Annotated in this window: 14 protein-coding genes; 5 read left to right on the top strand and 9 right to left on the bottom strand. The window is 70.2% G+C overall.

Going from position 1 to position 15358, the window contains the following annotated elements; translation table 11 throughout:
- Positions 1-26 precede the first annotated feature (26 nt).
- The 4 genes from ACIREO_RS30740 (at position 27) to ACIREO_RS30725 (ending at position 6044) form a co-directional block, all read left to right on the top strand.
- Positions 27-1322: a glycosyltransferase gene (locus ACIREO_RS30740; protein WP_404116107.1), complete on the top strand. Its 1296-nt coding sequence runs from the start codon at positions 27-29 to the stop codon at positions 1320-1322.
- Positions 1319-3529 (top strand): ArnT family glycosyltransferase, encoded by a 2211-nt coding sequence (locus tag ACIREO_RS30735; protein ID WP_404116105.1) that lies wholly within the window; start codon positions 1319-1321, stop codon positions 3527-3529. The genes ACIREO_RS30740 and ACIREO_RS30735 overlap by 4 nt, the downstream gene beginning before the upstream one ends.
- A gap of 175 nt (positions 3530-3704) precedes the next feature.
- A complete protein-coding gene (locus ACIREO_RS30730; protein WP_404116103.1) occupies positions 3705-5216 on the top strand; it encodes an MFS transporter in 1512 nt (503 codons plus the stop codon).
- A gap of 54 nt (positions 5217-5270) precedes the next feature.
- On the top strand, positions 5271-6044 hold the full coding sequence (locus ACIREO_RS30725) for a TetR/AcrR family transcriptional regulator (protein ID WP_404116101.1): 774 nt from the start codon (positions 5271-5273) through the stop codon (positions 6042-6044).
- Positions 6045-6049: 5 nt separating this feature from the next.
- On the opposite strand, the gene ACIREO_RS30720 is transcribed toward ACIREO_RS30725, so the two are convergent.
- From ACIREO_RS30720 to ACIREO_RS30700, 5 genes are all read right to left on the bottom strand, one after another.
- Complete coding sequence (locus tag ACIREO_RS30720; protein WP_404116099.1) at positions 6050-6997, bottom strand: D-2-hydroxyacid dehydrogenase; 948 nt, start codon at positions 6995-6997, stop codon at positions 6050-6052.
- An 8-nt stretch (positions 6998-7005) separates the two neighbouring features.
- The gene (locus tag ACIREO_RS30715; protein ID WP_404116097.1) at positions 7006-7473 is read right to left on the bottom strand and encodes a PPOX class F420-dependent oxidoreductase; all 468 of its coding nucleotides are present in this window, start codon (positions 7471-7473) and stop codon (positions 7006-7008) included.
- 25 nt (positions 7474-7498) lie between these two features.
- The gene (locus tag ACIREO_RS30710) at positions 7499-8314 is read right to left on the bottom strand and encodes a YceI family protein (RefSeq protein WP_404116095.1); all 816 of its coding nucleotides are present in this window, start codon (positions 8312-8314) and stop codon (positions 7499-7501) included.
- A gap of 184 nt (positions 8315-8498) precedes the next feature.
- The gene (locus ACIREO_RS30705; protein ID WP_404116093.1) at positions 8499-10982 is read right to left on the bottom strand and encodes an MFS transporter; all 2484 of its coding nucleotides are present in this window, start codon (positions 10980-10982) and stop codon (positions 8499-8501) included.
- Between the two features lie 23 nt (positions 10983-11005).
- Positions 11006-11518: a MarR family winged helix-turn-helix transcriptional regulator gene (locus tag ACIREO_RS30700; protein ID WP_404116091.1), complete on the bottom strand. Its 513-nt coding sequence runs from the start codon at positions 11516-11518 to the stop codon at positions 11006-11008.
- 326 nt (positions 11519-11844) lie between these two features.
- Here ACIREO_RS30700 and ACIREO_RS30695 point away from each other — a divergent pair, with 326 nt between their 5' ends.
- Positions 11845-12060, top strand: coding sequence for a hypothetical protein (locus tag ACIREO_RS30695; protein ID WP_404116089.1), 216 nt, complete (start codon positions 11845-11847; stop codon positions 12058-12060).
- A gap of 240 nt (positions 12061-12300) precedes the next feature.
- Here the strand turns inward: ACIREO_RS30695 and ACIREO_RS30690 are convergent, their stop codons facing one another.
- The 4 genes from ACIREO_RS30690 to ACIREO_RS30675 form a co-directional block, all read right to left on the bottom strand.
- Positions 12301-13167 carry an RNA polymerase sigma factor SigF gene (locus ACIREO_RS30690; RefSeq protein WP_073750853.1) on the bottom strand — a complete coding sequence of 289 codons (867 nt, stop codon included), beginning with the start codon at positions 13165-13167 and terminating at the stop codon, positions 12301-12303.
- A gap of 234 nt (positions 13168-13401) precedes the next feature.
- A complete protein-coding gene (locus ACIREO_RS30685) occupies positions 13402-14259 on the bottom strand; it encodes an RNA polymerase sigma factor SigF (protein ID WP_356708873.1) in 858 nt (285 codons plus the stop codon).
- Positions 14260-14445: 186 nt separating this feature from the next.
- A complete protein-coding gene (locus tag ACIREO_RS30680) occupies positions 14446-14739 on the bottom strand; it encodes a Dabb family protein (RefSeq protein WP_404116087.1) in 294 nt (97 codons plus the stop codon).
- Positions 14740-14749: 10 nt separating this feature from the next.
- The gene (locus ACIREO_RS30675) at positions 14750-14914 is read right to left on the bottom strand and encodes a hypothetical protein (protein ID WP_362886675.1); all 165 of its coding nucleotides are present in this window, start codon (positions 14912-14914) and stop codon (positions 14750-14752) included.
- Between the last annotated feature and the right edge of the window lie 444 nt (positions 14915-15358).

Raw genomic sequence — 15358 nt, 5'->3', positions numbered from 1 at the left:
CAGCGCGGCTGGCGAGTGTGGGTGTCATGCGAACCGACACTCCTTGGAGCACCCTGCCGGCCCGGGAACATCTCCTGGCCGCAGCGGTCGGCGCTCCCGTACTTGACGTCGTGGTCCCCGTCTACAACGAGGAGAAGGACCTCGAAACGTGCGTGCTGCGCCTGCACGACCATCTGGCGCGGACGTTCCCCTACGGATTCCGGATCACCGTGGCGGACAACGCGAGCACCGACCGTACGCCCGAGGTGGCGGCCCGGCTCGCGGCCCTCATCCCCGAGGTGCGGTCGTACCGGCTGGAGGAGAAGGGCCGGGGCCGTGCGCTGCGGACGGTCTGGTCCACCTCGGACTCCCCGGTCCTCGCCTACATGGACGTCGATCTCTCGACGGACCTCAACGCCCTGCTGCCCCTGGTCGCCCCGCTGATCTCGGGCCACTCCGACCTGGCCATCGGCTCGCGTCTGGCGCGCAGTTCGCGGGTGGTGCGGGGAGGGAAGCGGGAGTTCATCTCGCGGGCCTACAACCTCATCCTGCGCTCCTCGCTGGCCGCCAGGTTCAGCGACGCCCAGTGCGGCTTCAAGGCCATACGGGGCGAGGTGGCGCAGCGGCTGCTGCCGATGGTCGAGGACACCGGATGGTTCTTCGACACCGAGATGCTGGTGCTCGCCGAGCGGGCCGGGCTGCGCATCCACGAGGTGCCGGTCGACTGGGTCGACGACCCCGACTCCACGGTGCACATCGTGAGGACCGCGACCGAGGACCTCAGGGGTGTCTGGCGGGTGGGCCGGGCCCTGGCCACCGGAGCGCTTCCGCTGGACCGTCTGGCGCGGCCCTTCGGTGACGACCCCCGCGACCGGGCGGTGCCAGGGGTGCCGCGCGGACTGGCCAGGCAACTGGTCGGGTTCTGCGTCGTGGGCGCGCTCTCCACCCTGGCCTATCTCGCCCTGTACTCCCTCTTCCGGCTGGGCGTCGGCCCGCAGTTCGCCAACGCGGCGGCACTGCTGGTGTCCGCAGTGGCCAACACGGCCGCGAACCGGAGGCTCACCTTCGGCGTACGCGGCCGGGGTGGTGCCGTGCGCCACCAGGCGCAGGGGCTCGTCGTCTTCGCGATCGGGCTCGCCCTCACCAGCGGTTCGCTCGCCGCCCTGGGCACGGCGTCCGGGTCGGCGTCGCACGGCACCGAGCTCGCCGTGCTGATCGCGGCCAACCTCGCGGCAACGGTGCTGCGGTTTCTGCTCTTCCGTGCCTGGGTCTTCCCCGACCGGCGCACCGACCACCAGGACGCCCGCCAGGGTGCCGCACACGAACTGAGGAACGTCCGATGACCGCCGCCACCCACTCCGACCATCTCCAGGCCCCGCCCGACACCCCAGGGGCGCCCGCGCACGCCGCCGGCAGGCGGGAGCCGCTGTCGCGGCGCATCCGCCGGGGCCGGCCCGAGGACCCGCGCTGGGCGAGGCCCGCCTTCCTCGGACTGCTGCTGGTCGTCGGGCTCGCGTACCTGTGGAATCTGAGCGCGTCCGGCTACGCCAACTCCTTCTACTCCGCGGCCGTGCAGGCCGGCAGCCAGAGCTGGAAGGCCTTCTTCTTCGGTTCGCTGGACTCCGCGAACGCGATCACCGTCGACAAGCCCCCGGCCACGCTCTGGCCGATGGCCCTGTCGGTGCGGATCTTCGGCCTGAGCTCCTGGGCGATCCTCGCGCCCCAGGTGCTGATGGCCGTCGCCACGGCCGGTGTCCTCTACGGGGCCGTACGCCGCCGCTTCAGCGCCCCCGCCGGACTGATCACGATGGCGGTCTTCGCGCTGACGCCGGTCGCCGCGCTGATGTTCCGCTTCAACAACCCGGACGCGCTCCTCGCGCTCCTGATGACCGTCACCGTCTACTGCGTGCTGCGCGCGATGGAGGGCGGCCGGACGAAGTGGCTGGTCTGGGCGGGTGTCGCGGTGGGTCTGGCGTTTCTGTCGAAGACCCTGCAGGCCTTCCTGATCCTGCCGCCGCTGGCCGTGCTGTACGCGGTGTTCGCGCCGGTGTCCGTGCGGAAGCGGTTCGGCCAGCTCGGTCTGGCGGCCCTGGCGATGGTCGTCTCCGGCGGCTGGTGGGTGGCGATCGTCGAGCTGTGGCCGGCCTCCTCGCGCCCGTACGTCGGAGGCTCGCAGAACAACTCCTTCCTTGAACTGACCTTCGGCTACAACGGACTCGGCCGGATCAACGGCGAGGAGACCGGCAGCGTCGGTGGCGGTGGCGGTGGCGGCGGTGGCGGCGGCATGGGCGGCGGCTGGGGTGAGACCGGCGTCGGCCGCATGTTCAACTCCGAGATCGGCAGCCAGATCTCGTGGCTGCTGCCCGCGGCGCTGATCCTGCTGGTCGCGGGTGTCTGGCTGACCTGGCGGGCGAAGCGGACCGACACGACCCGTGCGGCGTTCCTCGCCTGGGGCGGGTCGCTGCTGATGACGGCCTTCGTCTTCAGCTTCATGGCCGGCATCTTCCACCAGTACTACACGGTGGCCCTGGCGCCCTATATCGCGGCGCTGGTCGGCATGGGTGCCACGATCCTCTGGGAGGAACGGGGCAAGTGGTGGGCGGGCGCCGCGCTCGGCGTGACCGTCGCGGCGACGGCCGTCTGGTCGTACGTCCTGCTGGGGCGCACGCCGGACTACTTCCCGTGGCTGCGATGGGCCGTCCTGATCGGTGGCCTCCTGGCCGCGGTGGGGCTGCTGCTGGCTCCACGGCTGGGCCGGGGGCTCGTGCTGGGCGTGGCGGGTCTGGGCCTCGCGGCCTCGCTGGCCGGCCCGACGGCGTACACGATCAGCACGCTGAACACCGGGCACCAGGGCTCGATCGTCACGGCGGGCCCGTCGGGCGCGAGCATGGGCGGCCCCGGTGGCGGCCGGGGCGGCGGTCCCGGCGGCGGTGAGGGCGGCGGCATGCAGCCCCCCGGCCAGGGCACCCAGCAGGGCGGCCAGGCACAGGGCAACGCGCAGGCCGGCGGCATGCCCGGCGGCGGGATGCCGGGCCAGGGCCAGCAGGGCCAGGGCCAGCAGGGTCAGGGCCAGCAGGGTCAGGGCCAGCAGGGTCAGGCTCCCGGCGGTCAGCAGGGCGGCATGCCCGGCGGCGGCGCGGGCGAAGGCGGCATGGGCGGCGGTGGAGGCATGGGCGGTCTGCTCAACGGCGCCTCCGTCGACTCCGAGGCGAAGACGCTCCTGAAGCAGAACGCCGACGCCTACACCTGGGCCGCCGCGGCCATCGGCTCGCAGAACGCCGCGAGTTACCAGCTCGCCACCGGTGACCCGGTGATGGCGATCGGCGGATTCAACGGCAGCGACCCGTCCCCGACGCTCGCCCAGTTCAAGAAGTACGTGGAGGACGGCAAGATCCACTACTTGATCTCGAGCGGCTCCGGCGGCGGAGGCATGGGCGGTGGAGGTGGCGAAGGCTCTTCCTCCCGGATCACGACGTGGGTGGAGGAGAACTTCAAGGAGGTCACCGCGGGGAGCGCGACCTTCTACGACCTCACCCAGCCGAAGGGCTGAGAGCGCAGCGACGGATCAGCGCAGGGCGGTGGCCCCGGAGCAAGGCTCCGGGGCCACCGCCCTTTCGCGCTTCCGATGGCCACCGGAAAAGTGTTGTACGGCGTACAGGGATGCCTTACGGTGTACAAGAACGCGCCCCATACACCGTACAAGTGCACCGGAACCAGGAGCCCGCATGACGGCGACCACCGCCGAACAGAACGACCTCACCCCCCGGAGCGGCCACGCGCGGCGCTGGGTGATCCTCGGAGTCATCTGCCTCGCCCAGCTCACCGTGCTGCTCGACAACACCGTCCTCAACGTCGCGATCCCCTCACTCACCGCCGACCTCCACGCCTCGACCGCCGATGTGCAGTGGATGATCAACGCCTACGCACTCGTCCAGTCCGGTCTCGTCCTCACCGCGGGCAGCGCCGCCGACCGCTACGGCCGCAAGAAGATGCTGGTCGCCGGACTCGCGCTGTTCGGCGCCGGCTCACTGGCGGCGGGGCTCGCGCAGTCCTCAGGACAGCTGATCGCCGCCCGCGCCGGGATGGGGGTCGGAGGCGCGCTGCTGATGACGACCACCCTCGCCGTGGTGGTGCAGATCTTCGACGAGACCGAGCGCGTCAAGGCGATCGGTATCTGGTCCACCGTCAGCTCGCTGGGCTTCGCGGCCGGTCCGCTGATCGGAGGGGCGATGCTCGACCACTTCTGGTGGGGCGCGATCTTCCTGATCAACATCCCGGTGGCGGTCATCGGCCTGATCGCCGTCGTCCGGCTCGTCCCCGAGTCCAGGAACCCCCAGGGCGACCGTCCCGACCTGGTCGGGGCGCTGCTCTCCACCCTCGGCATGGCATCGGTCGTGTACGCGATCATCTCCGGACCTGAGCACGGCTGGGGCTCGGGCCCGGTCCTGCTGACGGCCTTCGCCGGTGCCGCCGTCCTCACCGGGTTCGTCCTGTGGGAGCTCCATGTCCCGTACCCGATGCTGGACATGCGCTTCTTCCGCAACCAGAGGTTCACCGGTGCGGTCGCGGGCGCGATCCTCGTCGCCTTCGGGATGACGGGTTCACTCTTCCTGCTCACCCAGCACCTGCAGTTCGTCCTCGGCTACGAGCCGCTGGAGGCCGGCCTGCGGACGGCTCCGCTCGCCCTCACCGTCGTCGCGCTCAACCTCACGGGGCTCGGCGCCCGGCTGGTGGGGAAGCTGGGTACGCCCGCCGTCATCGCCGCCGGGATGAGCCTGCTGGCCGCCGGACTCGGGGCGATCGCGCTGCTGGGCGGACGTGACTACGGCGGCATGCTGCTCGGCCTGGTCGTCATGGGGGCGGGCGTCGCGCTCGCCATGCCCGCGATGGCCAACGCGATCATGAGTGCCATCCCCCCGGAGAAGGCGGGCGTCGGCGCCGGGGTGAACGGCACGCTCGCCGAGTTCGGCAACGGGCTCGGGGTCGCCGTGCTCGGAGCCGTGCTCAACTCCCGGTTCGCCGCGCTCGTACCGGGAGTCGCCGGGGCCGCCTCGCTGCCCGCCGCGCTCGCCGCCGCCGACGGGGCGGCGGGCCGGGAGCGCGTCACGGACGCCTTCGCCTCGGGTCTGGAGACCAGCCAGCTGGTCGGCGCGGCGGCTGTCCTGGCCGGGGGTCTGCTCGCCGCGGTCCTGCTGAGGCGGGCGGAGCGGGCCGAGGGTGCCAGGGGACGGGCATAGCATCGAGGAGGAGCGCCGGTACGCGAGTGCTCCCGCAAGACAAGGAGTGTGCGCATGGGGTCCGCGGCAGACCGTGTGAAGAACCCATCCAGGGTCAGTGTGTGGCTGGACCGGCGTACACCCTCGCGCACCCGTAAGGCGGATCAGCCGGCCGGCCTCGACCGGGAAAGGATCACGACGGCGAGTGTCCGGCTGCTGGACGCCGACGGCCTCGCGAAGTTCTCCATGCGGCGCCTCGCCGCCGAACTCGATGTCACGGCCATGTCCCTCTACTGGTACGTCGACACCAAGGACGACCTGCTGGAACTCGCCCTGGACACCGTCTTCGGCGAGATCCCGGCCACGCAGGAGGACGCGGACTGGCACGACCGGCTGCGCGAACTGGCCACCAGCTACCGGAAGATGTTCGTCCGCCACCCCTGGGTCTCGGCACTGATCGGCAGCTTCCTGAACATCGGACCGCACTCGATGCTGTTCTCGTACGCCGTCCAGGACGTCGTCGGGGCCACCGGACTGCCGATGGAGCGACGGACGGGCGCGATGGCGGCCGTCTTCCAGTTCGTCTACGGATTCGGCACCATCGAGGGGCACTTCGTGCAGCGCACCGTGCAGGCCGGGCTCACCCAGGACGAGTACCTGGAGCGGGCGATGGGTACCATCCGCGCGGACCCGGAGGCCCACCGGGCCATGCGGCCCTCGGAGAACCTGATGGACGCGCGCGGCGGGGACACGGTGGAGGAGATGCGCGACCGCGAATTCACGTTCGCGCTGGACCTCCTGATCGCGGGCATCGAGGCGACGTGCGAACGCGAGGCGCGCCACCCGTAGGACGCTCAGTAGCCGCGCCGGGTGTCCACGGCCAGCGGGGGCGTACGCCCCTCGGCGACCGCCTCCCAGCAGGACTCGAAGTCGGCGACGACGTCCTCGTCGGCCGTGATTCCGGCCGAGTGCGACGTGACCACCGTGCGCGGCAGCCGCCAGGCGCGGTCGCCGGGGCCCGCGGGCTCGTCGGGCAGCACGTCGAGTACGGCGCGGCGGACCGACCCGCTGTGCAGCGCGGCCTCCAGCGCGGCCATGTCCACCGTCGCGCCCCGGCCCACGTTGACGAAGCCGGCGCCCCGCATCGCACTGAATCTGGCGGTGCCGAAGAAGCGCTCGGTGGCGCTCGTCAGGGGCAGGGTGGACACCACCCACCGGGCGTCCGCCAGCGCCACGGTCTCCTCGTCCGAGCCGGCCATGACCACGCGGTCGAAGCCGGCCGGCACCGCACGGGGAGTGCGGCCCACGCCCACCGTGCGTACGGAGCAGGCCCGCAGCAGGCCGGCGACCGCGGACCCGATGTGCCCGGTGCCGTGGATGACGGCGGTCCGTCCGGCGGCGAGTTCGGACGGGAGGCGGCGCCACTCGGACCTGGAGTGCTGTGCGGTGTGTTCCGGGACCGACTGGCACTCGGCGAGCACCCAGGCCAGCGTGTACTGGGCGATCCGCTCGCCCATCCGCCCCACGGTCCGCGTCAGCAGGGCCTCCTCGGGCCAGGGCCCGGCGGCGAGCAGCGCGTCCGTGCCCGCGTTGACGCTGTGGAACCACAACAGGCCCGGGGCGGCCCGCAGCGCTTCGGGCAGCATGTCCCCCACGTACACGAAGGGGCCGCCGGGCGTGGTGTACGCGGGCACGGCCGGTCGCCCGGTGATCCGTTCCAGCTCACGGACCACGGCCGGGCCGACGGACGGGGAGGTCAGCAGCCGGGCCCGCGCGAGCGGGTCCGGGTGGGGCGGCATCATCGGTACGCTCAGCCGCCGGCCAGATGGGCGGGGAAGCCGCCGGTGGCGACCGGGCTCCAGCGCTCCGGAGTGATCCGGATGATGGACTTCCCCTGCTTGATCATCGCCGCCCGGTACTCGTCCCAGTCCGGGTGCTCGCCGGAGATGGAGCGGAAGTACTCGACGAGGGGCTCGACCGAGTCCGGTGAGTCGATCACCTCGGCCGAGCCGTCGATCTGGACCCACGGTCCGTTCCACTCGTCCGACAGGACGATCACGCTGACCCGCTGGTCCCGCTTGGCGTTACGGGTCTTGGCCCGTTCGGGGTAGGTCGAGACGACGATCCGCCCCGCGCTGTCCACCCCGCAGGTGAGCGGGGAACCCTGGGGGCGGCCGTCGGACCGGGTGGTCAGCAGGATCGCCCGGTGCCTGGGCCGCACGAAGTCCAGCAGTTCCCCGAGTTCCACGGCGGTGTTGGTCGCGATGTTGGGTGCCATACGGCCAACCCTAGTTCGGGTGGACCTATCCGGGGACGGCGTCGCCCTGGACCGCCTGGATGTCGAGCTCCACGCGCAGGGTCGTGCCGATCGCGGAGATACCCGCCTGGAGCACCTGGTTGTAGTTCATGGCGAAGTCGTCGCGGCGCAGTTCCGCCGTGGCGTTGAAAGCCGCCCGCACCCCGCCCCACGGGTCGGGTCCGGTGCCCAGGTAGCTGAGGTCGAGGTCCACCTCCCGCGCGATGCCGTGCATCGTGAGCAGGCCGTGCACCGTCCAGCGGTCCGGCCCGGCGGGGGTCAGCGCGCTGGAGCGGTAGGTGAGCTCCGGGAACGTCTCCACGTCCAGGAAGTCCGCCGAGCGCAGGTGCTTGTCCCGCATGGCGTTGCCCGTGTCGATGCTGGTGGAGGCGATGAAGGCCTCGACCCTGGAGTTCTGGACGTTCTCGGCGATCTCGATGCGGCCCCCGAAATCGGTGAACCGGCCGTGCACGCTGGAGATCCCCAGGTGCTGTGCGACCGCGGCCACCGAGGAGTGCACCGGGTCCAGCGACCAGATGCCCGGAGGCGGCAGTTCCACCCCGCCCTGCCTGGCCAGCACCACGGTCCCGGCCTCGACGCGGCCGCTGGCCGTGACGAGCGCGGTCGACGCGGCGGGGGCGTAACCCACCGCTGTGACGATCACCGTGTACGCGCCGGCGGGCAGGAGGTCGTCGGTGCGGACGGCCCCGTCCTCGTCGGCGGCGGCCCGGAGCACCTGGGTGCCCGTCATGTCGGTCACCGTCACGACGGCGTGCTGGACCGCCCAGCCGTCCCGCGTACGTACCTGTGCGCGAAGTCCCATCCCGTGTTCTCTCCTTGCTCAAATCACTTGCTTGAAGCAGCGACTCAATGAGTCGGGCCCCGGGGCGGGATCGGCAGGCCGTCCCCTGCCTGCCGTTCCCGCCACGGGGCCCATTTCCACCGGCGGAGACAGCCTCTCCGCTCGAAGCGCCGTCCCGCCAGGGGTCCTTGTGGAACTTACGTTCCTACTCGCCCGGGTGGGCGAGCTCGATGTCGTGACCGTCGACCCCGCCGCCGCTCACGGTCAGCGAGCCGGCCACCGGCGGGTAGCCGGTCGCGATCACGGAGTACTCACCGGCGTCCAGGTCGGTGAAGGCGTACACGCCGTCCTCCCCGGTCGTCGAGGTGGCGACCACGTTGCCGGCCGCGTCGACCAGCGTGACCCGGGCGTCGTTCAGCGGCGCCCGGCGGGAGCCGGCCTTGACGACACCCCGCACCAGCGCACCGGACCGCAGGGCCACCTCGACCCGGGTGACACCCTGGCCGCCGACCTCCACCGGCAGGGCCATCGGACGGAAGCCCGCGGCCGTGACGGCGACGGTCACCGAGCCGGGGATCAGCTCACCGAAGGTGAACTCACCCGTTTCGCCCGAGACGCCCGTGGCGAGCACGTCACCGCGCACATCGGTCACGACGACCATGGCGCCCTTGACCGGGGTGCTGCCCTCGGCGGTCCTTACGGTCCCGGAGAGACCGCTCGTACCGGCGAGCAGGATGTCGTAGGCCAGCGGCTCGTCGCCGACGACCACGGTGGACGCCTGCGGCTGGAAGCCGTCGGCGGAGGCGATCAGGACGTAGCTGCCGGAACCCGGCGCGTCCAGTACGTAGCCGCCGTCGGCCTGGGCGACGGAGCGCCCCAGCTGCCGGCCGCCCAGCGAGATCAGCGTGACGGCGGCACGGGCGACGGGTGCGCCCTCGGCGCCCCGCACCACACCGCGTACGGGCGTGCCCTGGATGGTGAGCTCCTTCGTGACGGCCGTTTCCGCCGGGGTGCCGACCGAGGCGACCCCGGCCGTTCCCTCAGCGGTCGAAGCGGCGCCGGTGATGGCCTCGACGGACTCCGTCTCGGCGGGTGCGCTGTCGTTGCCGGCCCTCGTCTTCAGGGCGACCTCCTTGATGAAGATCGTCAGCAGGAAGGCGAGCAGCGCGGCAGGCGCGGCGAACAGGAAGACGTCGGCGACACCGTGGCCGTAGGCGACCTCCATGACCGTACGCAGCGGACCGGGGAGCGAGTCCAGGTCGGGGATGCCCCCGCCACCCGTACCGCCGTGGCCCAGTGCGGCGCCCTCGGGTCCGAGGTCGGCGAGGCCGTCCTTGACGTAGCCGGTGACGCGGTTGCCCAGGACGGCACCCAGCGCCGAGACGCCGATCGCACCACCGAGGGAACGGAAGAACGTCACGACGGAACTGGCCGCGCCGAGGTCGGCGGGGGCCACCTGGTTCTGCGTGGCGAGCACCAGGTTCTGCATCATCATGCCGATGCCGAGACCCATCACGAACATGAAGATCGCGATCTGCCAGTAGTCCGTGTCGTACCGGATGGTGCCCAGCATTCCGAGGCCCGCGGTGAGCAGGAAGCCACCGGTGACCAGCCAGGCCTTCCAGCGGCCCGTCTTGGTGATGATCTGGCCCGACAGGGTCGAGGAGAGGAACAGACCGGCGATCATCGGGATGGTCATGACGCCGGACATCGTCGGCGACTTGTCCCGAGCCAGCTGGAAGTACTGGCTGAAGAAGACGGTGCCCGCGAACATTCCGATACCGACGAACAGCGAGGCCGCGGAGGCCAGCGTGATGGTGCGGTTGCGGAAGAGGCGCAGCGGGATGATCGGCTCGCGGGCCTTGGACTCGATGAACAGGAACAGCGCGATGAGGACGACGGTGCCGCCGAGCATCGTGTAGGTCTGCCAGGACACCCAGTCGTACTTGTCGCCGGCGAAGGTCACCCAGAGCAGCAGCAGCGAGACCGCGGCGCTGATGAAGAACGCGCCGGTCCAGTCGATCTTGACGCCCTCGCGCTTGATCACGGGGAGCTTCAGGGTCTTCTGGAGCACGATCAGGGCGATGATCGCGAACGGCACACCGACGTAGAAGCACCAGCGCCAGCCCATCCAGCTGGTGTCGGTGATGACACCGCCGAGGAGCGGGCCGCCCACGGTGGCGACGGCGAAGACCGCGCCGAGGTAGCCGCTGTAGCGCCCGCGCTCGCGCGGGGCGATCATGGCGGCCATCACGATCTGGGCGAGGGCGGAGAGACCGCCGACGCCGATGCCCTGCACCACACGGCAGATGATGAGCATGCCGCTGCTGGTCGAGAGGCCGGCGACTATGGAGCCGCCCACGTAGATGACCAGGGCGATCTGGACCAGCAGCTTCTTGCTGAAGAGGTCCGCGAGCTTTCCCCACAGAGGGGTGGTGGCCGTCATGGCCAGCAGCGAGGCCGTCACGACCCAGGTGTAGGCGCTCTGGCCGCCGCCGAGGTCGGAGATGATCTCGGGCAGGGCGTTGGAAACGACCGTCGACGACAGAATCGCGACGAACATGCCGAGCAGCAGCCCGGTCAGCGCTTCCATGATCTGCCGGTGTGTCATCGGCGTGCCTGCGGGGGCTTCTGGAGCCCCGTGCTTGGCGTGGCCGCCCCGCACACCGGATGGTGTGGTCGTAGCCATTGAATTCCTTCTCTTTGCTTCTGTTACACGGGTGTACGGGTGTGCGAGTTGTCCGAGGGCTCGGTGCGGCAGTCGCCGCTGTGCCGTCCGGGGGTACACCCTCCGGAGCCGCGGCAGGAGAAGCTGTCGCGCAGCCGGGACAACAACGTGTTGAGCTGACCGACTTCTTCGTCGGACCAGTCGATGAGGTGGTCGGCGAACATCTCCGTCGTCCGCCGGTTCAGCTCGTCGATCAGCTCGTTTCCCGCGGGGGTCAGCCGCAGGATGCGGGACCGCTTGTCCGCCGGGTCCGGAGACCGTTCGATCCAGCCGCTCTCCACCACGTGAGTCACATGGCGGCTGGTCACCGACATGTTCACGGACAGGAGCTCGGCAAGCCGGGAGATCCGCATCTCGCCGTACTTGGCCAGCAGCATCAACACGGTGGCCGAGCCACCGGGACACTCGGCGGGCAGGATGCGGGCGAGTCCCCGCTTGACGGCTCCGACGGCGCTGAGCTGCCGGGCCAGTTCTTCGTACTGGCTCCGTGCTGCCACTGGCCCTCCAGGCGTTTCGCGAGGTCATCTTGTTGCTTAGGGCAACGATAGAAGCGGTTGGTTGCCGCAGGCAAACGAAATGGGCCTTGCAGAAGTAAAGGAACGCAAAAGGCTGTGTAGGTGCCGGGTCAAGCCTGCAGACCACAGCGCCGGAGCCCCGTCGAATGTGTTCCTCGACACAGGCCGAGAGGTGTGCGGGGGCGCATGGGGACGGCACGGAGCGCTCCGGCGGACGGGTGAAGGGGCCGTGTGCGCGGAGGAAGGGCATCAGGCCCCATGGACCCAGGGGTTGGGCGGAAGGCCTGCGTTCGCTAGTGTCCTGGCCCATGGCACACAACCCCCACGCCCCGCAGCCGGGCCCCGAGGGCACTCACGACCCGGCGGGCAGCACGCAGATGTTCCGCGCGTTTGTCGACGAGGGCGAGCCGCAGCGCATGCCGCAGCCCGTCGCGGCCTCGTCCGGCTCGAAGACCGGGGTGATCGTCGCGGTCGTCGCGGTCATCGTGGTCCTCGGCGCGGTCGCCTGGCTCGCGCTCGGCTGACCACCGCCCGTCCCCTTCGACGGCCGGACCGCGTGGCCCCTCTCCGGGGCCCGAGGGCCGGCCAGGCGTCCACGTGAGCGTGTACGCCCTCGCCGCTCCCGCGCCGCCCGTCGGCGCGGGAGCGTTCCGCGTCCACGGGCTGCCCGCCCGCCCCTCGGAAGGCCGGACATGCCGAGGCCGCCGGGGCGGCGCTCATGGCGTCCCGGCGGCCTCGGTCGGTGCGTGCCGACCCGTCAGGGGTCAGTCGGCGATGAGCCCCTCCCTGAGCTGGGTGAGCGTCCGGGTCAGCAGCCGGGAGACGTGCATCTGCGAGATGCCGACCTCCTCGCCGATCTGCGACTGGGTCATGTTGGCGAAGAAGCGCAGCATGATGATCTGCCGCTCGCGCGGGGCGAGCTTGGCCAGCAGCGGCTTCAGGGACTCGCGGTACTCGACGCCTTCCAGCGCCGCGTCCTCGTACCCCAGACGGTCCGCCAGCGAGCCCTCGCCGCCGTCGTCCTCGGGGGACGGTGAGTCCAGGGATGAGGCCGTGTAGGCGTTGCCCACGGCCAGGCCGTCGACCACGTCCTCCTCGGAGACCCCGAGCGCCTTGGCCAGCTCCGGCACCGTCGGTGAGCGGTCGAGCTTCTGGGCGAGCTCGTCGCTGGTCTTGGTGAGGGCGAGCCGCAGCTCCTGGAGCCGGCGCGGCACCCGCACCGACCATGAGGTGTCGCGGAAGAAGCGCTTGATCTCCCCCACGACGGTCGGCATCGCGAACGTGGGGAACTCCACGCCCCGTTCGCAGTCGAAGCGGTCGATGGCCTTGATCAGGCCGATCGTCCCGACCTGGACGATGTCCTCCATCGGTTCGTTACGGCTCCGGAACCGCGCCGCCGCGTACCGCACGAGCGGGAGGTTGAGCTCGATGAGTGTGTCCCGCACATAGGCCCGCTCAGGGCTGTCCGTTCCGTCGGGGCCCGAGGCGGGACCCAGCGCGGCGAGCCGCAGGAACAGGGAGCGGGACAGGGTGCGGGTGTCGATGGCTTCCGGCGAGCTGGTGAGCACGGCTGGTGCCGGCACGCTCTTCGTGAGCGTGAGCACCTTCGAGCTGCCCTGTTCTGCGGACATGCCACCCCCTTGAGGTCGCGGACGGTCGCGGTGGCCACGACCATCGGAGGAACGCAGCCTCCACCTGAATACCGGAGGTGGGGCTGCGGCAAACGCGGTTCCAGCAGAATGTCACATGTCGGCAACACGCTGTAGTGACTTGTCGACAACTCAGCGCCGAAACTGTGCAGGAAACAGGGGGTGTGAGGCTTTTACGCCCCCGGATCCCGTCCTCCCGGGGTCTACCCGTTCCGGTTACGCCTCGATCCTGTTTGCGGATCGCAGTCGGGCGAAACTTCTGGCCAGAAGCCTTGACACATGCATCTGGGAGACACCCAGTTCGGCGCTGATCTGGGACTGCGTCAGGTTGTTGTAGTAGCGCAGCAGCAGGATCCGCTGTTCGCGCTCGGGCAGCTGGACGAGCAGATGCCGGACCAGGTCGCGGTGTTCGACACCGGCCAGCGCAGGGTCCTCGTAACCGAGACGGTCCAGGAGTCCTGGCAGCCCGTCACCTTCCTGGGCCGCCTCCAGCGAGGTCGCGTGATAGGAGCGGCCCGCCTCGATGCAGGCGAGGACCTCGTCCTCGGAGATCTTCAGGCGCTCGGCGATCTCGGCGGTGGTCGGTGAGCGGCCGTGAGCGGTCGTCAGGTCCTCCGTGGCACCGGTGACCTGGACCCAGAGCTCGTGCAGCCGCCGTGGCACGTGCACGGTCCGTACGTTGTCCCTGAAGTAGCGCTTGATCTCGCCGACCACGGTGGGCATGGCGAACGTGGGGAACTGGACACCGCGTTCCGGGTCGAAGCGGTCGATGGCGTTGATCAGGCCGATGGTGCCGACCTGGACGACGTCCTCCATCGGCTCGTTGCGGCTGCGGAAGCGGGCCGCCGCGTACCGCACGAGCGGCAGGTTCGCCTCGATCAGTGCCGTGCGCACCCGGTGGTGCTCCGGGGTGCCGGGTTCCAGGTCCTTGAGCCGTCCGAACAGCACCTGGGTCAGTGCCCTGGTGTCCGCGCCCCGGGTTCTGGCCGGTGCGGTGGGGTCGGGGGTCTCGGTCTGGATGTCGTCCGTCTGGACGTTCTGGGGCGGGACTTGAGGCGCTGTACTGGCCGGCACGGTGTCGCCACCCCTTTGCGGTCAACTACGGTCAACTCATCCGTCAAAAGCGGTCATAGCATCACAAGACATGTCCACTGTGTGCAAGCACCGCATGGAGTCGTGTTGAGGGTGTTTTGGTTTAAACATGCCGAAAAGCCCCTCTCCTGTGGGGGAGGGGCCTGCGGGGCCGGTGATCCGAAAGGGTCAGAAGGGGTAGTCGGCGATCACCCAAGTGGCGAACGCGCGCCACTGTCCGGCCGCCGCCTGGTGCTCGGGGTTCTCGATGTACCGCTTGAGCGCGTCCTCGTCGGCGACCGCCGAGTTGATGGCGAAGTCGTAGGCGATGGGCCGGTCGGTGATGTTCCAGGCGCACTCCCAGAACCGCAGCTCGGGGATCTTCCCTTCGAGCTGCCGGAAGGCCTCCGCGCCCGCGACGACGCGCGGATCGTCCCGCTCGACGCCGTCGTTCAGCTTGAACAGGACCAGGTGGCGGATCATGGTGGCTCTCCTACTTCACGAGCTCGGACATGAAGTCTCCGACGCTCTGCGCGGCGCTGGAAACACCCTCGAACCCTATTTGAACGAGGTCGGCGCTCCGCTCGGGAGAGGTGATGATCGTGTACAGCACGAAGACCACAATCATGTAGAGCGCGATCTTCCTTGCTTGCACCACGGTCCGCCCCTCCCTTTCGATCACTCGTGCAGTCGGGTGATTCTAGCCGCACGTATGGCCGTATCCGCTGGCCGTTTTCCGATCACTGATGAGGCTTTTAGGGTCTAAGGACCCGTCGATTCAGGCCCTTTGTCGTCGGGTGCGGCTTACGGCAGGGAGGAGGATGGGGTGTGAGCCCGCAGCTCAGGCAGGAATGCGCGGGCCGAGGAACGGGACCTCCACGAGGTCCCCACCGCGTGACTTCCCCCGACCGCGGCGAGGACCTACGGTCCCCGTTCTCACCGGGGGAAGCGGCTTGTCCCCCCGATGCCGCTTCCCCCGACCTGACGTCCGAAGGGCCCGGCGCACCCTTAGGTTCTAGTGGTTGTCGCAACACCCCAGCTCAAGGGGTGCGATGGACTTCGAGATCCGCAAGGTGCGGACCACGGCTCAGGGGCCGGTGAA

It is taken from the genome of Streptomyces sp. NPDC102441, from assembly GCF_044765585.1.
GTDB lineage: Bacteria > Actinomycetota > Actinomycetes > Streptomycetales > Streptomycetaceae > Streptomyces.
The sequence above is the reverse complement of the archived record's forward strand: the minus strand, read 5'-3'. Positions and strand labels throughout refer to the sequence as shown.